Genomic DNA, 17,823 nt, shown 5'->3' on the forward strand with positions numbered 1-17,823 from the left:
GTGACAGAGGGCGGCGTACCGCCCTCTGTGCGGAGGCTTTATTCGTCCGGGTTTTCGGCGATAAAGCGCTCGGCGTCTTCAACCATCGACTTGGTGCCGACGAAGAATGGCGCGCGCTGGTGCAGTTTCACCGGGGTGATATCCAGAATACGGTTTTTGCCGTCGCTGGCTTTACCGCCGGCCTGCTCGGCCAGGAAGGCCATCGGGTTGCACTCATACAGCAGGCGCAGCTTGCCTTGCGGGTGGCTGGCGGTGCTTGGGTAAATGTAGATGCCGCCCTTCAGCAGGTTGCGGTGGAAGTCGGCGACCAAAGAACCGATGTAGCGCGAAGTATAAGGGCGTTGGGTCGCCTCATCCTGCTCCTGGCAATATTTGATGTATTTCTTCACGCCGCGCGGGAACTTGATGTAGTTGCCTTCGTTGATGGAATACATGTTGCCGGTTTCAGGGAAACGGACTTTCTCATGGGAGAGGCAGAACACGCCCAGAGAAGGATCGTAGGTGAAGGCATGCACGCCATAACCGGTGGTGTACACCAGCATGGTGGATGAACCGTAAACCACGTAGCCCGCCGCAACCTGGGCGCTGCCCGGCTGCAGGAAATCTTCTTCGGTTACCGGAGTGCCGACCGGAGTGATGCGACGGTAGATCGAGAAAATAGTACCGACCGAGACGTTAACATCGATGTTGGACGAACCGTCCAACGGATCCATCAGAACCACATACTTGGCATTTTCAGCCCGCTCGCCGTCGAATATCACGATTTCATCTTCTTCTTCAGAAGCGATACCCGCGACTTCACCGCGCGCTTTCAACGCCGCTTTCAGCTTTTCGTTTGCGTACAGGTCCAGTTTCATCTGAACTTCACCCTGCACGTTGGATACGCCGCTGGTCCCCAGAATATCAACCAGGCCGGCCTTGTTGATATCGCGGTGGATGATTTTGGCGCCCAGTTTAATTGCGGAAAGTAATGCGGTCAGCTCGCCGGTGGCGTGAGAGAAGTCGTGCTGTTTCTCGACGATAAATTCGCCTAACGTTTTCATGACACAATCCCTGAATCTACGGATGGATAGCGGCTTGTTAACATACCGCCAACGTTTTCGCGAGCAGTGTAGCCCAAAGATGCGCGCTATTCATAGGCAAATCCATTTCTTCTGGAGGATTCTGAGCGTTAGAATAGGCGCTAAATCGAAGCACTCAGATGAGAAACCTAATGCGCATACATATTCTTGGGATCTGCGGCACCTTTATGGGCGGGCTGGCGGTGCTGGCTCGTTCACTGGGGCACGACGTCACCGGTTCAGACGCTAACGTCTATCCGCCGATGAGCACGCTGTTGGAGAACCAGGGGATCGATCTTATTCAGGGCTATGATCCGGCCCAGTTGGATCCCGCGCCGGATCTGGTGATCATCGGCAACGCCATGACGCGCGGCAACCCGTGCGTAGAGGCGGTGCTGGAGCGCGGCATTCCCTACGTTTCCGGCCCGCAGTGGCTGCACGATTATGTGCTGCGCGATCGTTGGGTATTGGCGGTTGCCGGCACCCACGGCAAAACCACTACCGCCGGCATGGCCACCTGGATCCTGGAAGCCTGCGGTTACCAGCCGGGCTTTGTCATCGGCGGCGTGCCGGGCAACTTCGATGTTTCCGCCCGGCTTGGCGGCAGCCCGTTCTTCGTGATCGAAGCCGATGAATATGACTGCGCGTTCTTCGACAAGCGCTCCAAGTTTGTGCACTACAGCCCGCGCACGCTGATCATGAACAACCTGGAGTTCGATCATGCCGATATCTTCGACGATCTGAAAGCGATCCAGAAACAGTTCCACCACCTGGTGCGTCTGGTGCCGGGCAAAGGCAAGATCATTCTGCCGGATAACGACAACCACCTGAAGCAGGTGATGGCGATGGGGTGTTGGAGCGAGCAGGAGCTGGTGGGGGAAGAGGGCACGTGGCGCGCGCAAAAGCTGACCCAGGACGCCAGCCGCTATGCGGTATTCCTCAATGGCGAACAGGTTGGGGAAGTGCAATGGTCGCTGGTAGGCGAACACAACATGCATAACGGCCTGATGGCGATCGCCGCGACCCGGCATGTGGGCGTGCAGCCGGCCGACGCCTGCCGCGCGCTGGGCGATTTCATCAATGCCCGCCGCCGCCTGGAACTGCGCGGCGAAGCCAATGGCGTCACGGTGTATGACGATTTCGCCCACCACCCAACGGCGATCCTGGCTACCCTGGCCGCGCTGCGCGGCAAGGTTGGCGGCACGGCGCGCATTCTGGCGGTGCTTGAACCGCGTTCCAACACCATGAAAATGGGCATCAGCAAGAACGATCTGGCTCCTTCGCTCGGCCGCGCCGACGAAGTGTTCCTGTTCCAGCCGCACCATATTCCCTGGCAGGTGGCGGAGGTGGCGGAGGCCTGCGTCCAGCCGGCGCACTGGAGCGCCGATCTCGATACGCTGGTGGAGATGATCGTGAAAACCGCGCAGCCGGGCGATCATATTCTGGTGATGAGCAACGGCGGCTTTGGCGGCATTCACGATCGCTTGCTGGAAGCCCTGGCAAAGAAGCAGGAGCCGAAGGCCACTTACTGACCGCCTGCGGGTTAGTCTGATCTCCCTATCAGGGCCGCCGGCGAGCGGCCCTTTTTTACGCCCATAAAAAAGCCCTCGCGAGCGAGGGCAACGGGGTTTCGTCGGATAGGACGACGATGGGGTCGCCGGAGAGGCGGCGTTTGCGTCAGAACTCGGCAGTGGCAGTGACGAGGGTAATCAGCTCGGCAAACGCGCTCCCCAGCGTTGTTATTTGTAAATTTCGGCGGTGGCGTGGTAGCCGCCTTCGTTACGCGCTTCGATCACGCGGTAGGCTTTGGCGCCCTGTTGGTCCGCTTTGTCGGACAGCGCCTTGCGGATATCGGAAGGCGCGCCGTCGATGCCGCTCACGGTGATGGTGCCGATGGATTGCAGATTGCTGGCCTGATCGTTAGTGACCAGTTGAGCGGCTGAAGCGCCGAAAGAGACGGCTGACAGCAGGCTGAGTGCGGCGATGGCAGTTTTCATGTTCATGATGTTTTCCTTGCGATAACGGCCTGGAAGGGCTTGGCAGCGGTTTTTATTCTTGAAGACCGTTATCGTTGATGCTGATTCCAGAGATTTATTGCCCGTTTCCGGGTAATGCCGGGTACTTATTTGTAGATTTCAGCGGTGGCGTGGAAGTTGCCATCGTTGCGAGCTTCAATCACGCGGTAAGCGGTCGCCCCTTTGGCGTCGGCTTTATCAGACAGCGCCTGACGGATATCTGAAGGTGCGGCGGCAACGCCACTCACGGTGATCACGCCGGCAGGCTGCAGTTTTTGCGCCTGAGATGCATCAACAGATTGTGCTGCGAATGCGCCGAAAGAAAGCATGGATAGAAGGCTCATGGTTACAACGGTAGCTTTAATTTTCATCATATCACCTCATCGTATTCTTTTATCAGTTCCAGTGAACTGTGATTTACGTCACGGAAATGAGTATACATCTAGTAACGCGAAAAATTAATAGTTCGCTAACAGTTTCTAGTGAAACTTTAACCTGATGATCCTTATTTTTAATAACCGAATGGAATAAAAATCGTCTAAAAAACGATCTTTCCATGTTAAATTTATGTAATTTCAAAGGGGTAAGTGACTTTGACTAAAAGTGCTGAAGATCACAGTCGGTATCACTGGCTACAGCAAAATGTCATGGGAATGTGTTGCGGATGGACGAAAAAGCAGTGGTAAACGTGGTAGGGGCGGACGGGAAGGGTCAAGGCTGCGCTAAAGAAGCGCTAACAAAACGCGACTGCGGGCCGCATTTTGTTAGCGCTGTGTTTCACAGTTCCTGCTCGAACAGCGCCAGGATGGCTTCATACAGCTGGCGGGCGGTAAAGCTGCTGGCCGGCGTGACGAAAATGGTGTCGTCACCGGCAATGGTGCCGAGAATGCCTTCGGATTTCCCCAGTGAATCCAACAGCCGGGCAATCAACTGTGCTGCGCCGGGGCTGGTGTGGATCACCACCACGGCGTCATTGTGGTCGACGTCCAGCACCAGGTTCTTCAGCGGGCTGGTGGTGGTTGGCACACCGAGTTCGGCGGGAAGGCAATACACCATTTCCATTTTGGCATTGCGCGTACGCACCGCACCGAACTTGGTCAGCATGCGCGATACTTTGGACTGGTTAATGTTTTCGAAGCCTTCATCTTGCAGCGCCAAAACGATCTCGCCTTGAGAACTGAATTTTTCTTCTTTCAATAACGCCTTAAACGCCTTGATCAGATCTTCCTGCTTTGCGGGATTTCGCATTTTGCACCGTGGAATGTTGACAATGGAAGTGTTGATTATGCATATAAATGAATTTTTATGCAATATAAGCCGACCCAAAGAAAATAATCATGCCCGGGCGGCGAGGAAAGGGCGGCATTTTAACAAAATCCACCCCTCATGAATATGCCCTTTCGGCGACTGAATTGACGGTCCGCAGGAGTAAAGAAAATGTTATTAAAATGATGTTGTTCTGATGTTGCGTAAGGGTGTAATGTAACCGCCGGTTAACTTGCTCGTGAATAACCGCGCATTATTTTTGATTAGTGTGCGCTATGCCCTTCATGCGTAAGCGATTTAATCTAAAATGGGCGCGACTTCGGCCGTTTTATTGCCCCGGCTCTCAGACAGAACGTTAAGAGATTGTTTTTAAAGGTGTAATAAATTAAGGTCCGTAACCAACATATTCACGGCGCTTTATATATTTAAGATAATAAAGGAGTATAGGATGAAAGTTGCAGTTCTCGGTGCTGCTGGCGGTATTGGCCAGGCCCTCGCCCTTCTACTCAAAACCCAGCTTCCTTCAGGTTCTGAACTCTCTCTCTACGACATTGCCCCCGTTACTCCCGGCGTTGCCGTCGACTTAAGCCACATCCCAACCGCAGTTAAAATCAAAGGCTTCAGTGGCGAAGACGCTACTCCTGCTCTGCACGGTGCGGACGTGGTGCTGATTTCCGCCGGCGTTGCGCGCAAGCCGGGCATGGACCGTTCCGACCTGTTCAACGTCAACGCCGGCATCGTGCGTAACCTGATCGAACAAGTGGCGAAAACCTGCCCGAAAGCCTGTATCGGCATTATCACCAACCCGGTCAACACCACCGTTGCCATCGCGGCGGAAGTGCTGAAAAAAGCCGGCGTTTACGATAAGAACAAACTGTTCGGCGTGACCTCGCTGGATATTATCCGCTCCAATACCTTCGTGGCCGAGCTGAAAGGCAAGCAGCCGGAAGCGCTGAACGTGCCGGTTATCGGCGGCCACTCCGGCGTGACCATCCTGCCTCTGCTGTCGCAAATCCCTGGCGTGAGCTTCACCGATCAGGAAGTGGCGGATCTGACCAAACGCATTCAGAACGCGGGCACCGAAGTGGTGGAAGCCAAAGCCGGCGGCGGGTCAGCGACCCTGTCCATGGGCCAGGCGGCTGCGCGTTTCGGCCTGTCGCTGGTGCGTGCGCTGCAAGGCGAGAAGGGCGTGGTGGAATGCGCCTACGTTGAAGGCGACGGCAAGTACGCGCGCTTCTTCGCACAGCCGCTGCTGCTGGGCAAAAACGGCGTTGAAGAACGCAAAGACATCGGCACCCTGAGCGCGTTCGAACAGAAAGCGCTGAATGAGATGCTGGACGTGCTGCACAAAGATATCGAACTGGGCGAAAAGTTTATCAATAACTGATAACCGCAGGCCTTGTGCTCACAGACGCCGCCGGACTGAGTTCCGGCGGTTTTTTTTGGCTTGCGCTCAGGGTTTTGGTTTGATGCGCGCCTTGCGATCCAACAGGCGATCGCTGTGCGGATCATAATAGCGGCTCGGCCAGATCTCCGAGGGGTGAATGCCCAGCGCATCGGCGATCAGCCACTCACCTTTCGGCCAGGGGCGCGACAGTGCATTGGCCAACGTCGAAGAACTCAATCCGGCGCGGCGCGATACCGCCGCCAGCGTCGTTCCCTTCTTGCGTAATGCCGCGATGATATCCGCCGGGTGCCAATCCTGATTCCTTGAATTCATGTTTACATTCCTTTTTTGATTAGCGAAAGTTCTGTTAGTGGTATAACTAACAGGTCAAGATTAATCGTTTGAACAACATGAAACGCTTATACGGAAATTAGGATAACACTAAATTTCCAAATGGTTTCCATAAAATGACATTGCCCAGAGATTATGGCTATGAAAAACGAGTGGTTCGCCGCCAAGGAACTTACAGGCATCGCAGGATTACCTTCCTCACCACAGGGAATAAATCTCATGGCTCGGCGCGAAGGCTGGATCAGCCGCAGACGTAAAGGCGTGCAGGGAAAAGCGTTGGAGTATCATATCAACAGCCTGCCGCACGGCGCCCGCAACCTGCTGATGCTTAAAGAAGATGCGGCGGTTTATGAAGTGGAAAGGCAAGACCCGCTGACGGTGTGGATTGAATACTATTATCACCTGTCGGAAAGCGAGCGCGAGAAAATGCTGTCGTTTCTGATGCGGGAGGGGATCGGCGGCCTGTTGGCGCGTATTTCCGAGGATAAATAATCAGGCCGCGCAGGGTGAGCGGGCCTGATTTTTATGGAAACTGAATTTTCTTAAAAGTCGCGCTGCACCGCCAGATGGGCCAGGCCTTCCAGTGCGGAGCGATGCGGGGATTCCGGCAACGCCTGCAGCGCGGCGATCGCTTTGTCGGCTTCTTCTTCGGCGCGCTGGCGGGTGTATTCCAGAGAACCGCATTGCTGCATGGCCTGCAGCACCGGCTCCAGCAGATGGCGGCCGTTGCCCTGTTCAATCGCCGAGCGGATCATCGCGCGCTGTGCGTCGTCGCCGTTATGCATGGCGTGCAGCAGCGGCAGGGTGGGCTTCCCTTCATTCAGATCGTCACCGGTGTTTTTGCCCAGGGTATTGCCGTCCGCGCTGTAATCGAGCAGATCGTCGATCAATTGGAAGGCGGTGCCCAGATAGCGGCCGTAATCCTGCAGCGCTTTTTCCTGCGCCTCGCTGGCGCCGGACAAAATCGCCGAAGACTGGGCCGCGGCTTCGAACAGGCGAGCGGTTTTGCTGTAGATAACCCGCATATAGCTTTCTTCGGTGATATCAGGATCGTGCACGTTCATCAGCTGCAGCACTTCGCCTTCGGCAATCACGTTGACCGCCTCGGACATCAGCGCCAGCACGCGCAGCGATTCCAGGCTGGTCATCATCTGGAAAGCGCGGGTATAGATAAAGTCGCCGACCAGCACGCTGGCGGCGTTGCCGAACGCGGCGTTGGCGGTGGCTTTGCCGCGGCGCATATCGGATTCATCCACCACGTCGTCATGCAACAGCGTGGCGGTATGAATGAATTCGATCAGCGCCGCAACCGTCACGTGCTTGTTGCCTTCGTAGCGCAACGCCCGTGCAGCCAGCACGGCGATCATCGGTCGGATGCGCTTACCGCCACCGCTGATAATGTAATAGCCAAGCTGATTGATGAGTGTGACATCGGAGTTCAGCTGTTCGAGAATTGTTGCGTTCACGGCCGCCATATCTTGCGCGGTTAACTCAGTAATTTGCTCTAGGTTCATTGTATTTTTTTCAGCTGTGTTTCTCTTCACCGCGTTGAGATCGCTGCTCACATCGGTACATGGCGGTAACTGTCCCCCTGATTGTACTTGAAAAACGATTCAGATAAACGCCACGAAAGAAACTGTGGTTTTTTTCTTCTTTTTTCTGCTTCTGGTCTTATTCTGCTCTTGTCATGCGTCGGTTTTTTGCGTAGAATTCGCGCCCTATTGTGAATATTTATAGCGCGCTCTGTACTAACACAGTTGAGCACGCGGAAAGCGGAGTTTTATATGTACGCGGTTTTCCAAAGTGGTGGTAAACAACACCGAGTAAGCGAAGGTCAGACCGTTCGCTTGGAAAAGCTGGACATCGCAACTGGTGAAGCGGTTGAGTTTGACCAGATTCTGATGATTGCTAATGGCGAAGATATCAAAATCGGCGTTCCTTTCGTCGATGGCGGTAAGATCAAAGCTGAAGTCGTTGCTCACGGTCGTGGCGAGAAAATTAAGATTGTTAAGTTTCGTCGTCGTAAGCACCACCGTAAGCAGCAGGGCCACCGTCAGTGGTTCACTGACGTTAAAATCACCGGCATCAGCGCTTAAGTTAGGAGAGCGGATTAATGGCACACAAAAAGGCTGGCGGCTCGACTCGTAACGGTCGCGATTCAGAAGCTAAACGTCTGGGCGTAAAACGCTTTGGCGGCGAAGCAGTACTGGCAGGCAGCATCATCGTTCGTCAGCGCGGCACCAAATTCCACGCTGGTACCAACGTGGGTTGCGGCAAAGACCACACTCTGTTTGCTTTGAAAGACGGTAAAGTCAAATTCGAAGTTAAAGGCCCGAGCAATCGTAAATTCATCAGCATCGAAGCTGAATAATTTTTCGAGCCTTACGAAATAGATGTAAGCCCCGCAATTCGTTGCGGGGCTTTTTACATTTATACCCGTCATATTTCAGGCCGCAGGCCCGTCAGCGCTGGCAAAGGGCATATGGATACGAAACAGCAGGTCGGTTTGGGCATTGCCCTGGCGTTAACCACGGCGGTTTGTTGGGGCGCGCTGCCGATAGCGATGAAAGAAGTGCTGGCGGTGATGGAGCCGTTTACCATTGTCTGGTATCGCTTTACCATTGCCGCCATCGGCCTTGGGCTGATCCTGGCGGTGCGCGGCAGGCTGCCGCCGCTGACGATGTTCCGCCAGCCGCGCTGGCTGTTGCTGTTGGCTATCGCCACCGCAGGGCTGTTGGGGAACTTCGTGTTTTTCAGCTCGTCGCTGCAGTACCTTAGCCCGACGGCCTCGCAGGTGATCGGCCAGCTCTCGCCGGTGGGCATGATGTTCGCCAGCGTGCTGATTTTAAAAGAGCGGATGCGCGTCACGCAGGTCATTGGCGCACTGATGCTGATCTGCGGGCTGATGCTGTTTTTCAACGTCAGCCTGTTCGAGATCTTCACCCGCCTGACGGATTACACCCTTGGGGTGCTGTTGGGGGTCTGTGCGGCGGCGGTCTGGGTCAGCTACGGCGTGGCGCAGAAGGTGTTGCTGCGCCGATTGGCCTCGCCGCAGATCCTGGTAATGTTGTACACTTTATGTGCAATCGCGTTATTCCCTCTGGCCCGGCCGGAGGTGATTTTCCAGCTCAGCGGCTGGCAGTTGGCCTGTCTGCTGTTTTGCGGCGCCAACACGCTGATTGGCTATGGCGCGCTGGCGGAAGCGATGGCGCGCTGGCAGGCTGCACAGGTAAGCGCGTTAGTGACATTAACGCCGCTGTTTACCCTGCTGTTTTCAGATTTATTGGCGCTGGCCTGGCCACAGGCATTCGCCGCGCCGACCTTGAACGTCGTCGGTTATGTCGGCGCTTTTGTGGTGGTGGCGGGCGCCATGTTTTCCGCAATTGGTCACCGGTGGTGGCCGCGACGGGCAGAAACCAGCCTGGTTGCTCCTTTGAAGCAGCCCGGTGAATGATTTACGGAGACGGTAAATGAAGTTTGTAGATGAAGCAGCGATTCTGGTCGTTGCAGGTGACGGTGGTAATGGTTGCGTCAGCTTCCGCCGCGAAAAATATATCCCGAACGGCGGGCCGGACGGCGGCGACGGCGGCGACGGCGGCGACGTCTATCTGCTGGCCGATGAAAACCTCAACACGCTGATCGATTACCGCTTTGAGAAATCCTTCCGCGCCGAGCGTGGCCAGAACGGCCAAAGCCGTGACTGCACCGGCAAGCGCGGCAAAGACATCATCATCAAGGTGCCGGTCGGCACCCGCGTGAAGGATCAGGGCACCGGCGAAATCCTCGGCGATATGACCCGGCACGAGCAAAAGCTGATGGTCGCCAAAGGCGGCTGGCACGGCCTGGGCAACACCCGCTTTAAATCCTCGGTTAACCGCGCACCGCGTCAGAAGACGCTGGGCACCGCCGGCGAAGCTCGCGATATCCTGCTGGAACTGCTGCTGCTGGCCGACGTGGGCATGCTGGGCCTGCCGAACGCCGGCAAGTCGACCTTTATCCGCGCGGTATCCGCCGCCAAGCCGAAGGTGGCCGACTATCCGTTCACCACGCTGGTGCCAAGCCTGGGCGTGGTGCGTATGGACCACGAGCAGAGCTTTGTGGTCGCCGACATCCCGGGGCTGATTGAAGGCGCTTCCGACGGCGCCGGCCTGGGTATCCGCTTCCTGAAGCACCTGGAGCGTTGCCGCGTGCTGCTGCACCTGGTGGACATTGCGCCGATCGACGAATCCGATCCGGTGGAAAACGCTAAAATCATCATTAACGAGCTGAACCAATACAGCGAAAATCTGGCGCAGAAGCCACGCTGGCTGGTTTTCAACAAGATTGATGTGATTGGTGAGGAAGAAGCCGCCGAGCGCGCCAAGGCGATCGTAGAGGCCATGGGGTGGGAAGGTCACTACTACATGATCTCCGCAGTCAACCGCGAAGGCGTCAACGCGCTGTGCTGGGACGTGATGAAATTCATCAACACCCAACCGAAAGCGATGGCGATTGAAGAAAGCGCGCCGGAGAAGGTCGAGTTCATGTGGGACGACTACCACCGCGAGCAAATCGCGGAAGTGGAAGCCGAAGCGGAAGACGACTGGGATGACGACTGGGACGAAGATGACGACGAAGGCGTCGAAATCATCTACCAGAAATAAACCGGTGAAGGGGCTCAGCAATGCTGGGCCCTTTTATTTCATGGCGTTTTCCGGCAGCCAGCATTGCGCGTTCAGCCCGCTGGCGTCGCGGCGGTTCTCCAGCGTCAAACGCCCTTGGTGCAGCTGCATAATGCGAATGACGATGTTCAACCCCAGCCCGCTGCCGCCATAGCGTTGATCCATACGGCGAAACGCCTGCGTCAGTTCCCCGACCATATTCTCCTTTATCCCCGGCCCTTCATCGATCACCTGCAGCAGATGGCCGCTATCCTGTGGGCTGAGCGACACTTGAATGGCGCTGCCCTCAGGGCTGTAGCGGTGGGCGTTCTCGACCAGATTGCGCAGCAGCAGGCGCAGCAGCACCGGATCGCCATGCACCGGGGCCGCAGTGGGCAACTGCCAGTACAGCCTCTGCGCACGCTGGGCGACCAGTTCGCCAAGCTCTTCGCGCAGCGGCTTGATCACGTCGGCCACCCAGTCGAAATGCTGGTAATGGCCGCTGGCGAAGTCCTGCCCGGCGCGCGACAGCATCAGCAGTTGCTCGACGGTGTGCATCAGTTGGTCGATGCGGACGATCAAGGGTTCGCTCTGTTTAATGCCTTGTTTCACCATCAGTTCCAGATGCAGCCGGATGCCGGCCAGCGGCGTGCGCAGCTCGTGGGCGGCGTCGGCGGTGAACAACCGCTCCTGCTGGATGGTGTTGTCCAGGCGTGAGAACAACTGGTTGAGCGCGTTGGTGACCGCCACCATTTCCTGGCTGTCGCTGCTGATTGGCAGAGGGGTGAGATTATCGGCGGAACGTTTTTCCAGCCGTTGTTGCAGTTGGTTGAGCGGGCGGATAATCCAGCTGATGGCCCAAAAAGAGGCCAGCAGCGTGACGATCATCATGATCAGCGAAGGGGCCAGCAACGAGGCGATGGCCTCGGCGATTTCGGTGTCGACGCGTTCGGTGCGCACCTTGGCGGACAAGGTTTCATCCACCAGGAAGCTGATTTGCTCCTGGCTCTCGTGCCACAGCCAAAAGGCGCTGATAAGCTGGGTGACCAGAAGGATCAGCGCCAGCATCAGCAACAGACGACGGCGCATGCTGATCATGATGCCGGTTCCAGACGATAGCCGATGCCGCGCACCGTGCGAATGCGATCTTTGCCCAGTTTGCGGCGCAGGTTATGGATATGCACTTCCAGCGTATTGGAGCCTAAATCGTCCTGCCAGGTGTAGAGATCCTGCTGCAGCAGCTCGCGGTTGACCGTCTGCCCGGCGCGCATCATCAGGCGCGACAGAATGGCGAACTCCTTTGGCGTCACCTCCACCGGCTGCTGCTGCAGGTAAACCTGCTGGCTGGAGAGATTGAGCTGCAGGTCGTCCACCTGCATCAGGTTGTCGCTGTGGCCCTGGTAGCGGCGTATCAGGGCGCGCACCCGCGCCTGCAGCTCGACCAACGCGAAGGGTTTGACCAGGTAGTCGTCGGCGCCGGCGTCCAGCCCGTCGACGCGGTCTTCCAGCGCATCGCGGGCGGTGAGGATCAGTACCGGCAGGTCAATCTGCTGGCGGCGCCACTGCCGCAGCAGGCTGGCGCCGTCCATGTCCGGCAGACCGAGATCAAGGATCACCATACTGTACTGGCTGGTGACGAGCAGGCTGTTGGCCTCCGCTGCCGTACCCGCGCAGTCGCAGGCGTAACCGTCGCCGGTCAGCGCCAGCGCCACTCCCTGTTGCAACAGCTCATCGTCTTCCACTATCAGCAGCTTCATGGCGATCCTCAGTTGTTCTGGTAAATATCCCGATACAGGCGGCTTTCGAAACGCACCAGCGGCGCGCGGCGCTGCTTCTGATCTTCCGGCGGTACGGCGTAGCCGGACAGGTATTGCACGAAGGCCATGCGCTGGCCGCTGGCGGTGGTGATAAAGCCGGCCAGGTTGTAGACGCCCTGCAGCGCGCCGGTCTTGGCCGACACTTTGCCGTCGACGCCGGCTTCGTGCAGGCCGCCGCGGTAGCGCAGGGTGCCGTCGTAGCCGGACAGCGGCAGCATCGAGATAAAGTTCAGTTCGTTGTCATGCTGCGCAATGTACTGCAGCGCCTGCATCATGGTCGCCGGCGCCAGCAGGTTGTGGCGCGACAGGCCTGAGCCGTCCACCACGATGCTGTTGCCCAGATCGACGCCGGCCTTCTGGCGTAGCACCTGCCGCACCGCGTCGGCGCCCGCGCGCCAGGTGCCCGGTACGCCGAAGCGCTCGTGGCCGATGGTGCGGAATACGGTATCGGCAATCATGTTGTCCGATTTTTTCAGCATGATTTTCAGCAGGTCATGCAGCGGCGCCGACTGGGTCTGCGCTATCACCTCGCCTTTAAGGCCCGGCTGGGTCTGGCGCTTCAGGTGGCCGTCGATCTGGATGCCCGCCTGTATCAGCTCATCTTTCAGGATAGCACCCGCATAGCTGGCGCCGTCCTGAATGGCGAAGGCCAGCGGCAGCGGCTCGCTGCGCTGCGTCAGGCAGCCGGTCAGGGTAAAGCGGTTCAGCTCGCCCGGCATCACGTCCAGTTCGCAATATTGGGCGTCGGCAGAGCCTCGCGCCAGCGTGCGCACCTGGCTGAACATATTGACCGGGTAATAGGAGGCGACGCGGATAAACGCCATCTCGCCCGGGTTCGGCGCGCTGTACAGCGACACCGAGAAGCAGTTGCGATCGACAATCGCCGCCGCCGGTGGGGCGCTGAAGCACTGCGTCAGGTCGTTCCACGGCCAGCCGGGCGCCTTGTCGTGGCTGGCGAACACCGAGGTGTCGACCAGCACGTCGCCGGTAATCTGGCGCACGCCCTGTTTCTTAAGAACCGCCACCATGTTGCGCAGGCTTTGGCGCTTGAAGGTCGGATCGCCGCTGAAGCGGGCGATCAGGTTGCCGCGCAGCACGCCGTCGCTGATGCTGCCCTGGCTCTCCAGCGTGGTGGTGAAGCGGTAGTCCGGCCCGAGCTGCAGCAATGCCGCCAGCGCTGTCAGCACCTTCTGGGTACTGGCCGGCAGTGCCATTTGCTGAGCGTGATAATCGATGGTCGGCGCGGTGGCGCCGATCTTCTGAACTACCAGGGCAAGGTTGGCCCCATCAGGCAAATATTGTGTGTAATCTTCAACCGGGGCCGCATTCGCATTCAGAACAAATGCGCAAGCCAATGCACTGACAATTCGTGAAAAACGCATAATCTCGGGATAACAGCTGGATAACGTGCCGTCATACTACGGTGCATTCAGGGAAAAAGTAAACGATGACCCTCAAGGAACTCTAGGCTAAAATGCGTATCAAAATGCAAAATCGATCCTGACTTGGGCATAGCCCCGAGTCAGGTTTCTTTTGTTTGTCGCCTGGAGGCGGGGGGCGATAAGCCAACCGTGTTTTCATACGAACACGTCAGGATGACGGCTATTTGAACAGGAAAGATTTAGAGGTATTTATACGATGAAACAGATTCCGATGACCTTGTTTGGCGCTGAAAAACTGCGCGAAGAACTTGAATATCTGAAAGGCGTACGCCGTCCGAAGATCATTGCCGACATCGCTGACGCCCGCGAGCACGGCGATCTGAAAGAAAACGCCGAGTACCATGCCGCCCGTGAGCAGCAGGGATTCTGCGAAGGACGCATTCAGGAAATTGAAGCCAAACTGTCTAACGCGCAGGTAATCGATATCACCAAGATGCCTAATACCGGCCGCGTGATTTTTGGCGCCACCGTTTCGGTGCTGAACCTGGATAGCGAAGAAGAGGTTACCTACCGCATCGTTGGCGACGATGAAGCCGATTTCAAGAAAAATCTGATTTCGGTAAATTCGCCGATGGCGCGCGGTTTGATCGGCAAAGAACAAGACGACGTGGTGGTGATCAAAACCCCGGGCGGCGACGTGGATTACGAAATCCTGAAGGTGGAGTATCTCTGATCGTTCGCCGAACGGTCAGAAATGCGCCAGGGTTTTGTAAAGAAAGGAAAAAGGCCGCTCGCGGCCTTTTATCTGAATCGGGTGCATGGCACCTTTTCGTTAACCTGACGTTTATTAACGCGGTAGACTGATCTTGCGCTCTTTAGACGGGCGGTAAAGAATAAGCGTACTGCCGATGACTTGCACGTTGCAGGCGCCCGTTTCACGCACGATAGCGTCGGCGATCAGGGTTTTGGTTTCGCGATCTTCAGCGGCGATTTTCACCTTGATCAGCTCGTGATGCTCCAGAGCCTGTTCAATTTCAGCCAGCACCCCTTCGGTGAGACCGTTATTACCCAGCATGACAACCGGTTTTAACGGATGCGCCAGGCCTTTCAGGTGCTGTTTTTGTTTATTATTCAGATTCATTGTCTTTTTTACTTAAGTTGGGATTGAAAACGGTACATTCTACCGCCATCTCATGTGTATCACCAAATCGGTCTTCACCGGTGTGAGTCTACGTGAGCAGCGAACCTGACATAAGACTCTTTTTATGATAGTTGGAAAACGAGATGGCTAATAAAAAGCGTTCTGCTAGCTCCAGTCGCTGGTTGCAGGAACACTTTAGCGATAAATATGTGCAGCAGGCGCAGAAAAAGGGGCTGCGTTCCCGCGCCTGGTTTAAACTGGATGAAATACAGCAGAGTGACAAACTGTTCAAGCCGGGCATGACCGTCGTGGACCTGGGAGCAGCGCCGGGAGGCTGGTCGCAATACGTGGTCACCCAAATCGGCGGTACCGGTCGCATCATCGCCTGTGATATTTTGCCAATGGATCCTATCGTTGGCGTCGATTTCCTTCAGGGCGATTTTCGTGATGAACTGGTGCTTAAAGCGCTGTTGGAACGTGTAGGTGAAAGTAAGGTTCAGGTGGTCATGTCCGATATGGCCCCGAATATGAGTGGCACTCCGGCCGTCGATATACCAAGATCGATGTATCTGGTGGAGTTAGCACTGGAGATGTGTCGTGATGTCCTCGCACCAGGCGGAAGTTTCCTGGTGAAGGTGTTCCAGGGAGATGGCTTTGACGAGTACCTACGGGAAATTCGCTCCCTGTTTACGAAGGTTAAGATTCGTAAGCCTGACGCTTCCCGCGCACGTTCGCGCGAAGTGTACATTGTAGCGACAGGGCGCAAGCTGTAGTACCCTAACGCTGTTTGTTAACACAGTTGTAATATGAGGTTAATCCCTTGAGTGACATGGCGAAAAACCTAATTCTCTGGTTAGTCATCGCGGTAGTGTTGATGTCTGTATTCCAGAGCTTTGGGCCCAGCGAGTCGAATGGCCGTAGGGTAGATTATTCTACCTTCATGTCCGAACTGACCCAGGACCAGGTTCGCGAAGCGCGAATTAACGGACGTGAAATTAACGTTACCAAGAAAGACAGTAACAAATACACGACCTACATCCCCGTCAACGATCCCAAGTTGCTGGATACGTTGTTAACGAAGAATGTGAAAGTTGTCGGCGAGCCGCCTGAAGAGCCGAGCCTGCTGGCCTCTATCTTTATTTCTTGGTTCCCGATGCTGTTGCTGATCGGGGTCTGGATCTTCTTTATGCGCCAAATGCAGGGCGGCGGCGGCAAGGGCGCGATGTCGTTCGGCAAGAGCAAGGCCCGCATGCTGACCGAAGATCAGATCAAAACCACTTTTGCTGACGTCGCCGGCTGTGACGAAGCGAAAGAAGAAGTGAGCGAACTGGTGGAATACCTGCGCGAACCGAGCCGTTTCCAGAAGCTGGGCGGCAAGATCCCTAAAGGCGTGCTGATGGTTGGCCCGCCGGGGACCGGTAAAACGCTGCTGGCGAAAGCGATCGCCGGCGAAGCGAAAGTGCCGTTCTTCACCATTTCCGGTTCCGACTTCGTAGAAATGTTTGTCGGTGTGGGTGCTTCCCGCGTGCGCGACATGTTCGAGCAGGCCAAGAAAGCCGCACCTTGCATCATCTTTATCGACGAAATCGACGCCGTCGGCCGCCAGCGTGGCGCCGGTCTGGGCGGCGGTCACGACGAACGCGAGCAGACGCTGAACCAGATGCTGGTTGAGATGGACGGTTTTGAAGGCAACGAGGGCATCATCGTCATCGCGGCAACCAACCGTCCGGACGTGCTTGACCCGGCGCTGCTGCGTCCGGGCCGTTTCGATCGTCAGGTGGTGGTAGGTCTGCCGGACGTGCGCGGCCGTGAGCAGATCCTGAAGGTGCACATGCGCCGCGTGCCGTTGGCGGCCGATATCGACGCCTCCGTCATTGCGCGCGGTACCCCGGGCTTCTCCGGTGCCGACCTGGCCAACCTGGTCAACGAAGCGGCGCTGTTCGCCGCCCGCGGCAACAAACGCGTGGTGTCGATGGTTGAGTTCGAAAAGGCCAAAGACAAGATCATGATGGGTGCGGAACGTCGCTCCATGGTGATGACCGAAGCGCAGAAAGAGTCGACCGCGTATCACGAAGCAGGCCACGCCATCATTGGCCGTCTGGTTCCTGAGCACGATCCGGTTCACAAGGTGACCATCATTCCTCGCGGCCGTGCGCTCGGCGTAACCTTCTTCCTGCCGGAAGGGGATGCGATCAGCGCCAGCCGTCAGAAGCTGGAAAGCCAAATCTCCACCCTGTACGGTGGCCGTCTGGCGGAAGAGATCATCTACGGTCCGGAAAAAGTCTCTACCGGCGCGTCGAACGACATTAAAGTGGCGACCTCCATCGCCCGCAACATGGTGACCCAATGGGGCTTCTCCGAGAAGCTGGGGCCGCTGCTGTATGCGGAAGAAGAGGGCGAAGTGTTCCTGGGCCGTTCAGTAGCCAAGGCGAAACACATGTCGGACGAAACCGCACGTATCATCGACCAGGAAGTGAAGTCGCTGATCGAACGTAACTACGTACGCGCTCGTGCGCTGCTGATGGAAAACATGGACATCCTGCATTCGATGAAGGATGCGCTGATGAAATATGAAACCATCGATGCGCCGCAGATCGACGATCTGATGAACCGCAAAGACGTGCGTCCGCCGGCGGGCTGGGACGATGCGAGCAAGGGCAACAGCTCCGACAACGGCGGCACCCCAAAAGCCCCGACGCCGGTAGATGAGCCGCGCACGCCAAACCCAGGCAATACCATGTCTGAACAGCTCGACAAGTAAGT

Annotated in this window: 20 protein-coding genes; 10 read left to right on the forward strand and 10 right to left on the reverse strand. The window is 56.7% G+C overall.

What is annotated here, in order from left to right:
- Positions 1-38: 38 nt before the first annotated feature.
- Positions 39-1,043, reverse strand: a complete 1,005-nt coding sequence (gene fbp, locus KHA73_RS01755; RefSeq protein ID WP_234587845.1) for a class 1 fructose-bisphosphatase — start codon at positions 1,041-1,043, stop codon at positions 39-41.
- A gap of 170 nt (positions 1,044-1,213) precedes the next feature.
- Here fbp and mpl point away from each other — a divergent pair, with 170 nt between their 5' ends.
- Positions 1,214-2,593, forward strand: coding sequence for a UDP-N-acetylmuramate:L-alanyl-gamma-D-glutamyl-meso-diaminopimelate ligase (gene mpl, locus KHA73_RS01760; RefSeq protein WP_234587847.1), 1,380 nt, complete (start codon positions 1,214-1,216; stop codon positions 2,591-2,593).
- A 207-nt stretch (positions 2,594-2,800) separates the two neighbouring features.
- Here mpl and yhcN (KHA73_RS01765) read toward each other — a convergent pair whose 3' ends face one another.
- The 3 genes from yhcN (KHA73_RS01765) to argR all read right to left on the reverse strand — a co-directional run bounded on the left by yhcN (KHA73_RS01765) (position 2,801) and on the right by argR (position 4,324).
- Positions 2,801-3,064, reverse strand: a complete 264-nt coding sequence (yhcN, locus tag KHA73_RS01765) for a peroxide/acid stress response protein YhcN (RefSeq protein WP_234587849.1) — start codon at positions 3,062-3,064, stop codon at positions 2,801-2,803.
- 119 nt (positions 3,065-3,183) lie between these two features.
- On the reverse strand, positions 3,184-3,447 hold the full coding sequence (yhcN, locus tag KHA73_RS01770; protein ID WP_234591167.1) for a peroxide/acid stress response protein YhcN: 264 nt from the start codon (positions 3,445-3,447) through the stop codon (positions 3,184-3,186).
- 406 nt (positions 3,448-3,853) lie between these two features.
- The gene (gene argR, locus KHA73_RS01775) at positions 3,854-4,324 is read right to left on the reverse strand and encodes a transcriptional regulator ArgR (RefSeq protein ID WP_234587850.1); all 471 of its coding nucleotides are present in this window, start codon (positions 4,322-4,324) and stop codon (positions 3,854-3,856) included.
- Positions 4,325-4,790: 466 nt separating this feature from the next.
- Here argR and mdh point away from each other — a divergent pair, with 466 nt between their 5' ends.
- Positions 4,791-5,729: a malate dehydrogenase gene (gene mdh / locus KHA73_RS01780; protein ID WP_234587852.1), complete on the forward strand. Its 939-nt coding sequence runs from the start codon at positions 4,791-4,793 to the stop codon at positions 5,727-5,729.
- 66 nt (positions 5,730-5,795) lie between these two features.
- Here the strand turns inward: mdh and KHA73_RS01785 are convergent, their stop codons facing one another.
- Positions 5,796-6,062, reverse strand: a complete 267-nt coding sequence (locus KHA73_RS01785) for a helix-turn-helix domain-containing protein (RefSeq protein ID WP_234587854.1) — start codon at positions 6,060-6,062, stop codon at positions 5,796-5,798.
- Positions 6,063-6,221: 159 nt separating this feature from the next.
- Here KHA73_RS01785 and KHA73_RS01790 point away from each other — a divergent pair, with 159 nt between their 5' ends.
- Positions 6,222-6,572, forward strand: coding sequence for a DNA-binding protein (locus tag KHA73_RS01790; protein ID WP_234587855.1), 351 nt, complete (start codon positions 6,222-6,224; stop codon positions 6,570-6,572).
- 50 nt (positions 6,573-6,622) lie between these two features.
- On the opposite strand, the gene ispB is transcribed toward KHA73_RS01790, so the two are convergent.
- Positions 6,623-7,594, reverse strand: a complete 972-nt coding sequence (gene ispB / locus KHA73_RS01795; RefSeq protein WP_234587866.1) for an octaprenyl diphosphate synthase — start codon at positions 7,592-7,594, stop codon at positions 6,623-6,625.
- Between the two features lie 270 nt (positions 7,595-7,864).
- On the opposite strand from ispB, the gene rplU reads away from it, so the two are divergent.
- The 4 genes from rplU to cgtA all read left to right on the forward strand — a co-directional run bounded on the left by rplU (position 7,865) and on the right by cgtA (position 10,723).
- On the forward strand, positions 7,865-8,176 hold the full coding sequence (gene rplU / locus KHA73_RS01800) for a 50S ribosomal protein L21 (protein WP_004933561.1): 312 nt from the start codon (positions 7,865-7,867) through the stop codon (positions 8,174-8,176).
- Positions 8,177-8,193: 17 nt separating this feature from the next.
- On the forward strand, positions 8,194-8,451 hold the full coding sequence (gene rpmA, locus KHA73_RS01805; protein ID WP_004933559.1) for a 50S ribosomal protein L27: 258 nt from the start codon (positions 8,194-8,196) through the stop codon (positions 8,449-8,451).
- Between the two features lie 111 nt (positions 8,452-8,562).
- On the forward strand, positions 8,563-9,534 hold the full coding sequence (locus KHA73_RS01810; protein WP_234587868.1) for a DMT family transporter: 972 nt from the start codon (positions 8,563-8,565) through the stop codon (positions 9,532-9,534).
- Positions 9,535-9,550: 16 nt separating this feature from the next.
- A complete protein-coding gene (cgtA, locus tag KHA73_RS01815) occupies positions 9,551-10,723 on the forward strand; it encodes an Obg family GTPase CgtA (protein WP_234587875.1) in 1,173 nt (390 codons plus the stop codon).
- A 33-nt stretch (positions 10,724-10,756) separates the two neighbouring features.
- On the opposite strand, the gene pmrB is transcribed toward cgtA, so the two are convergent.
- The 3 genes from pmrB to dacB are packed head-to-tail and all read right to left on the reverse strand — an operon-like array spanning position 10,757 to position 13,919.
- Positions 10,757-11,818, reverse strand: coding sequence for a two-component system sensor histidine kinase PmrB (pmrB, locus tag KHA73_RS01820; protein WP_234587890.1), 1,062 nt, complete (start codon positions 11,816-11,818; stop codon positions 10,757-10,759).
- Positions 11,815-12,477, reverse strand: a complete 663-nt coding sequence (gene pmrA / locus KHA73_RS01825) for a two-component system response regulator PmrA (RefSeq protein WP_234587899.1) — start codon at positions 12,475-12,477, stop codon at positions 11,815-11,817. Before pmrA ends, pmrB begins: the two co-directional genes overlap by 4 nt.
- 8 nt (positions 12,478-12,485) lie before the next feature.
- A complete protein-coding gene (gene dacB, locus KHA73_RS01830; protein ID WP_234587901.1) occupies positions 12,486-13,919 on the reverse strand; it encodes a serine-type D-Ala-D-Ala carboxypeptidase in 1,434 nt (477 codons plus the stop codon).
- 256 nt (positions 13,920-14,175) lie between these two features.
- On the opposite strand from dacB, the gene greA reads away from it, so the two are divergent.
- Positions 14,176-14,652, forward strand: a complete 477-nt coding sequence (gene greA, locus KHA73_RS01835; protein WP_234587903.1) for a transcription elongation factor GreA — start codon at positions 14,176-14,178, stop codon at positions 14,650-14,652.
- A 114-nt stretch (positions 14,653-14,766) separates the two neighbouring features.
- Here the strand turns inward: greA and yhbY are convergent, their stop codons facing one another.
- The gene (yhbY, locus tag KHA73_RS01840; protein WP_004933536.1) at positions 14,767-15,060 is read right to left on the reverse strand and encodes a ribosome assembly RNA-binding protein YhbY; all 294 of its coding nucleotides are present in this window, start codon (positions 15,058-15,060) and stop codon (positions 14,767-14,769) included.
- 143 nt (positions 15,061-15,203) lie between these two features.
- Between yhbY and rlmE the strand changes: the two genes are divergently transcribed.
- Together rlmE and ftsH are read left to right on the forward strand one after the other, a co-directional pair.
- Positions 15,204-15,833, forward strand: a complete 630-nt coding sequence (gene rlmE / locus KHA73_RS01845; protein WP_061799941.1) for a 23S rRNA (uridine(2552)-2'-O)-methyltransferase RlmE — start codon at positions 15,204-15,206, stop codon at positions 15,831-15,833.
- A 56-nt stretch (positions 15,834-15,889) separates the two neighbouring features.
- Positions 15,890-17,821, forward strand: coding sequence for an ATP-dependent zinc metalloprotease FtsH (gene ftsH / locus KHA73_RS01850; RefSeq protein ID WP_234587905.1), 1,932 nt, complete (start codon positions 15,890-15,892; stop codon positions 17,819-17,821).
- Positions 17,822-17,823 lie beyond the last annotated feature (2 nt).

Source organism: Serratia entomophila, from assembly GCF_021462285.1.
GTDB lineage: Bacteria > Pseudomonadota > Gammaproteobacteria > Enterobacterales > Enterobacteriaceae > Serratia > Serratia entomophila.

What these genes read in the sequence shown, in the direction of transcription:
- fbp (WP_234587845.1), bottom strand. Translation starts at nt 1,043, where the DNA reads ATGAAAACGTTAGGCGAATTTATCGTCGAGAAACAGCACGACTTCTCT.
- mpl (WP_234587847.1), top strand. Translation starts at nt 1,214, where the DNA reads ATGCGCATACATATTCTTGGGATCTGCGGCACCTTTATGGGCGGGCTG.
- yhcN (WP_234587849.1), bottom strand. Translation starts at nt 3,064, where the DNA reads ATGAACATGAAAACTGCCATCGCCGCACTCAGCCTGCTGTCAGCCGTC.
- yhcN (WP_234591167.1), bottom strand. Translation starts at nt 3,447, where the DNA reads ATGAAAATTAAAGCTACCGTTGTAACCATGAGCCTTCTATCCATGCTT.
- argR (WP_234587850.1), bottom strand. Translation starts at nt 4,324, where the DNA reads ATGCGAAATCCCGCAAAGCAGGAAGATCTGATCAAGGCGTTTAAGGCG.
- mdh (WP_234587852.1), top strand. Translation starts at nt 4,791, where the DNA reads ATGAAAGTTGCAGTTCTCGGTGCTGCTGGCGGTATTGGCCAGGCCCTC.
- KHA73_RS01785 (WP_234587854.1), bottom strand. Translation starts at nt 6,062, where the DNA reads ATGAATTCAAGGAATCAGGATTGGCACCCGGCGGATATCATCGCGGCA.
- KHA73_RS01790 (WP_234587855.1), top strand. Translation starts at nt 6,222, where the DNA reads ATGAAAAACGAGTGGTTCGCCGCCAAGGAACTTACAGGCATCGCAGGA.
- ispB (WP_234587866.1), bottom strand. Translation starts at nt 7,594, where the DNA reads ATGAACCTAGAGCAAATTACTGAGTTAACCGCGCAAGATATGGCGGCC.
- rplU (WP_004933561.1), top strand. Translation starts at nt 7,865, where the DNA reads ATGTACGCGGTTTTCCAAAGTGGTGGTAAACAACACCGAGTAAGCGAA.
- rpmA (WP_004933559.1), top strand. Translation starts at nt 8,194, where the DNA reads ATGGCACACAAAAAGGCTGGCGGCTCGACTCGTAACGGTCGCGATTCA.
- KHA73_RS01810 (WP_234587868.1), top strand. Translation starts at nt 8,563, where the DNA reads ATGGATACGAAACAGCAGGTCGGTTTGGGCATTGCCCTGGCGTTAACC.
- cgtA (WP_234587875.1), top strand. Translation starts at nt 9,551, where the DNA reads ATGAAGTTTGTAGATGAAGCAGCGATTCTGGTCGTTGCAGGTGACGGT.
- pmrB (WP_234587890.1), bottom strand. Translation starts at nt 11,818, where the DNA reads ATGATCAGCATGCGCCGTCGTCTGTTGCTGATGCTGGCGCTGATCCTT.
- pmrA (WP_234587899.1), bottom strand. Translation starts at nt 12,477, where the DNA reads ATGAAGCTGCTGATAGTGGAAGACGATGAGCTGTTGCAACAGGGAGTG.
- dacB (WP_234587901.1), bottom strand. Translation starts at nt 13,919, where the DNA reads ATGCGTTTTTCACGAATTGTCAGTGCATTGGCTTGCGCATTTGTTCTG.
- greA (WP_234587903.1), top strand. Translation starts at nt 14,176, where the DNA reads ATGAAACAGATTCCGATGACCTTGTTTGGCGCTGAAAAACTGCGCGAA.
- yhbY (WP_004933536.1), bottom strand. Translation starts at nt 15,060, where the DNA reads ATGAATCTGAATAATAAACAAAAACAGCACCTGAAAGGCCTGGCGCAT.
- rlmE (WP_061799941.1), top strand. Translation starts at nt 15,204, where the DNA reads ATGGCTAATAAAAAGCGTTCTGCTAGCTCCAGTCGCTGGTTGCAGGAA.
- ftsH (WP_234587905.1), top strand. Translation starts at nt 15,890, where the DNA reads ATGGCGAAAAACCTAATTCTCTGGTTAGTCATCGCGGTAGTGTTGATG.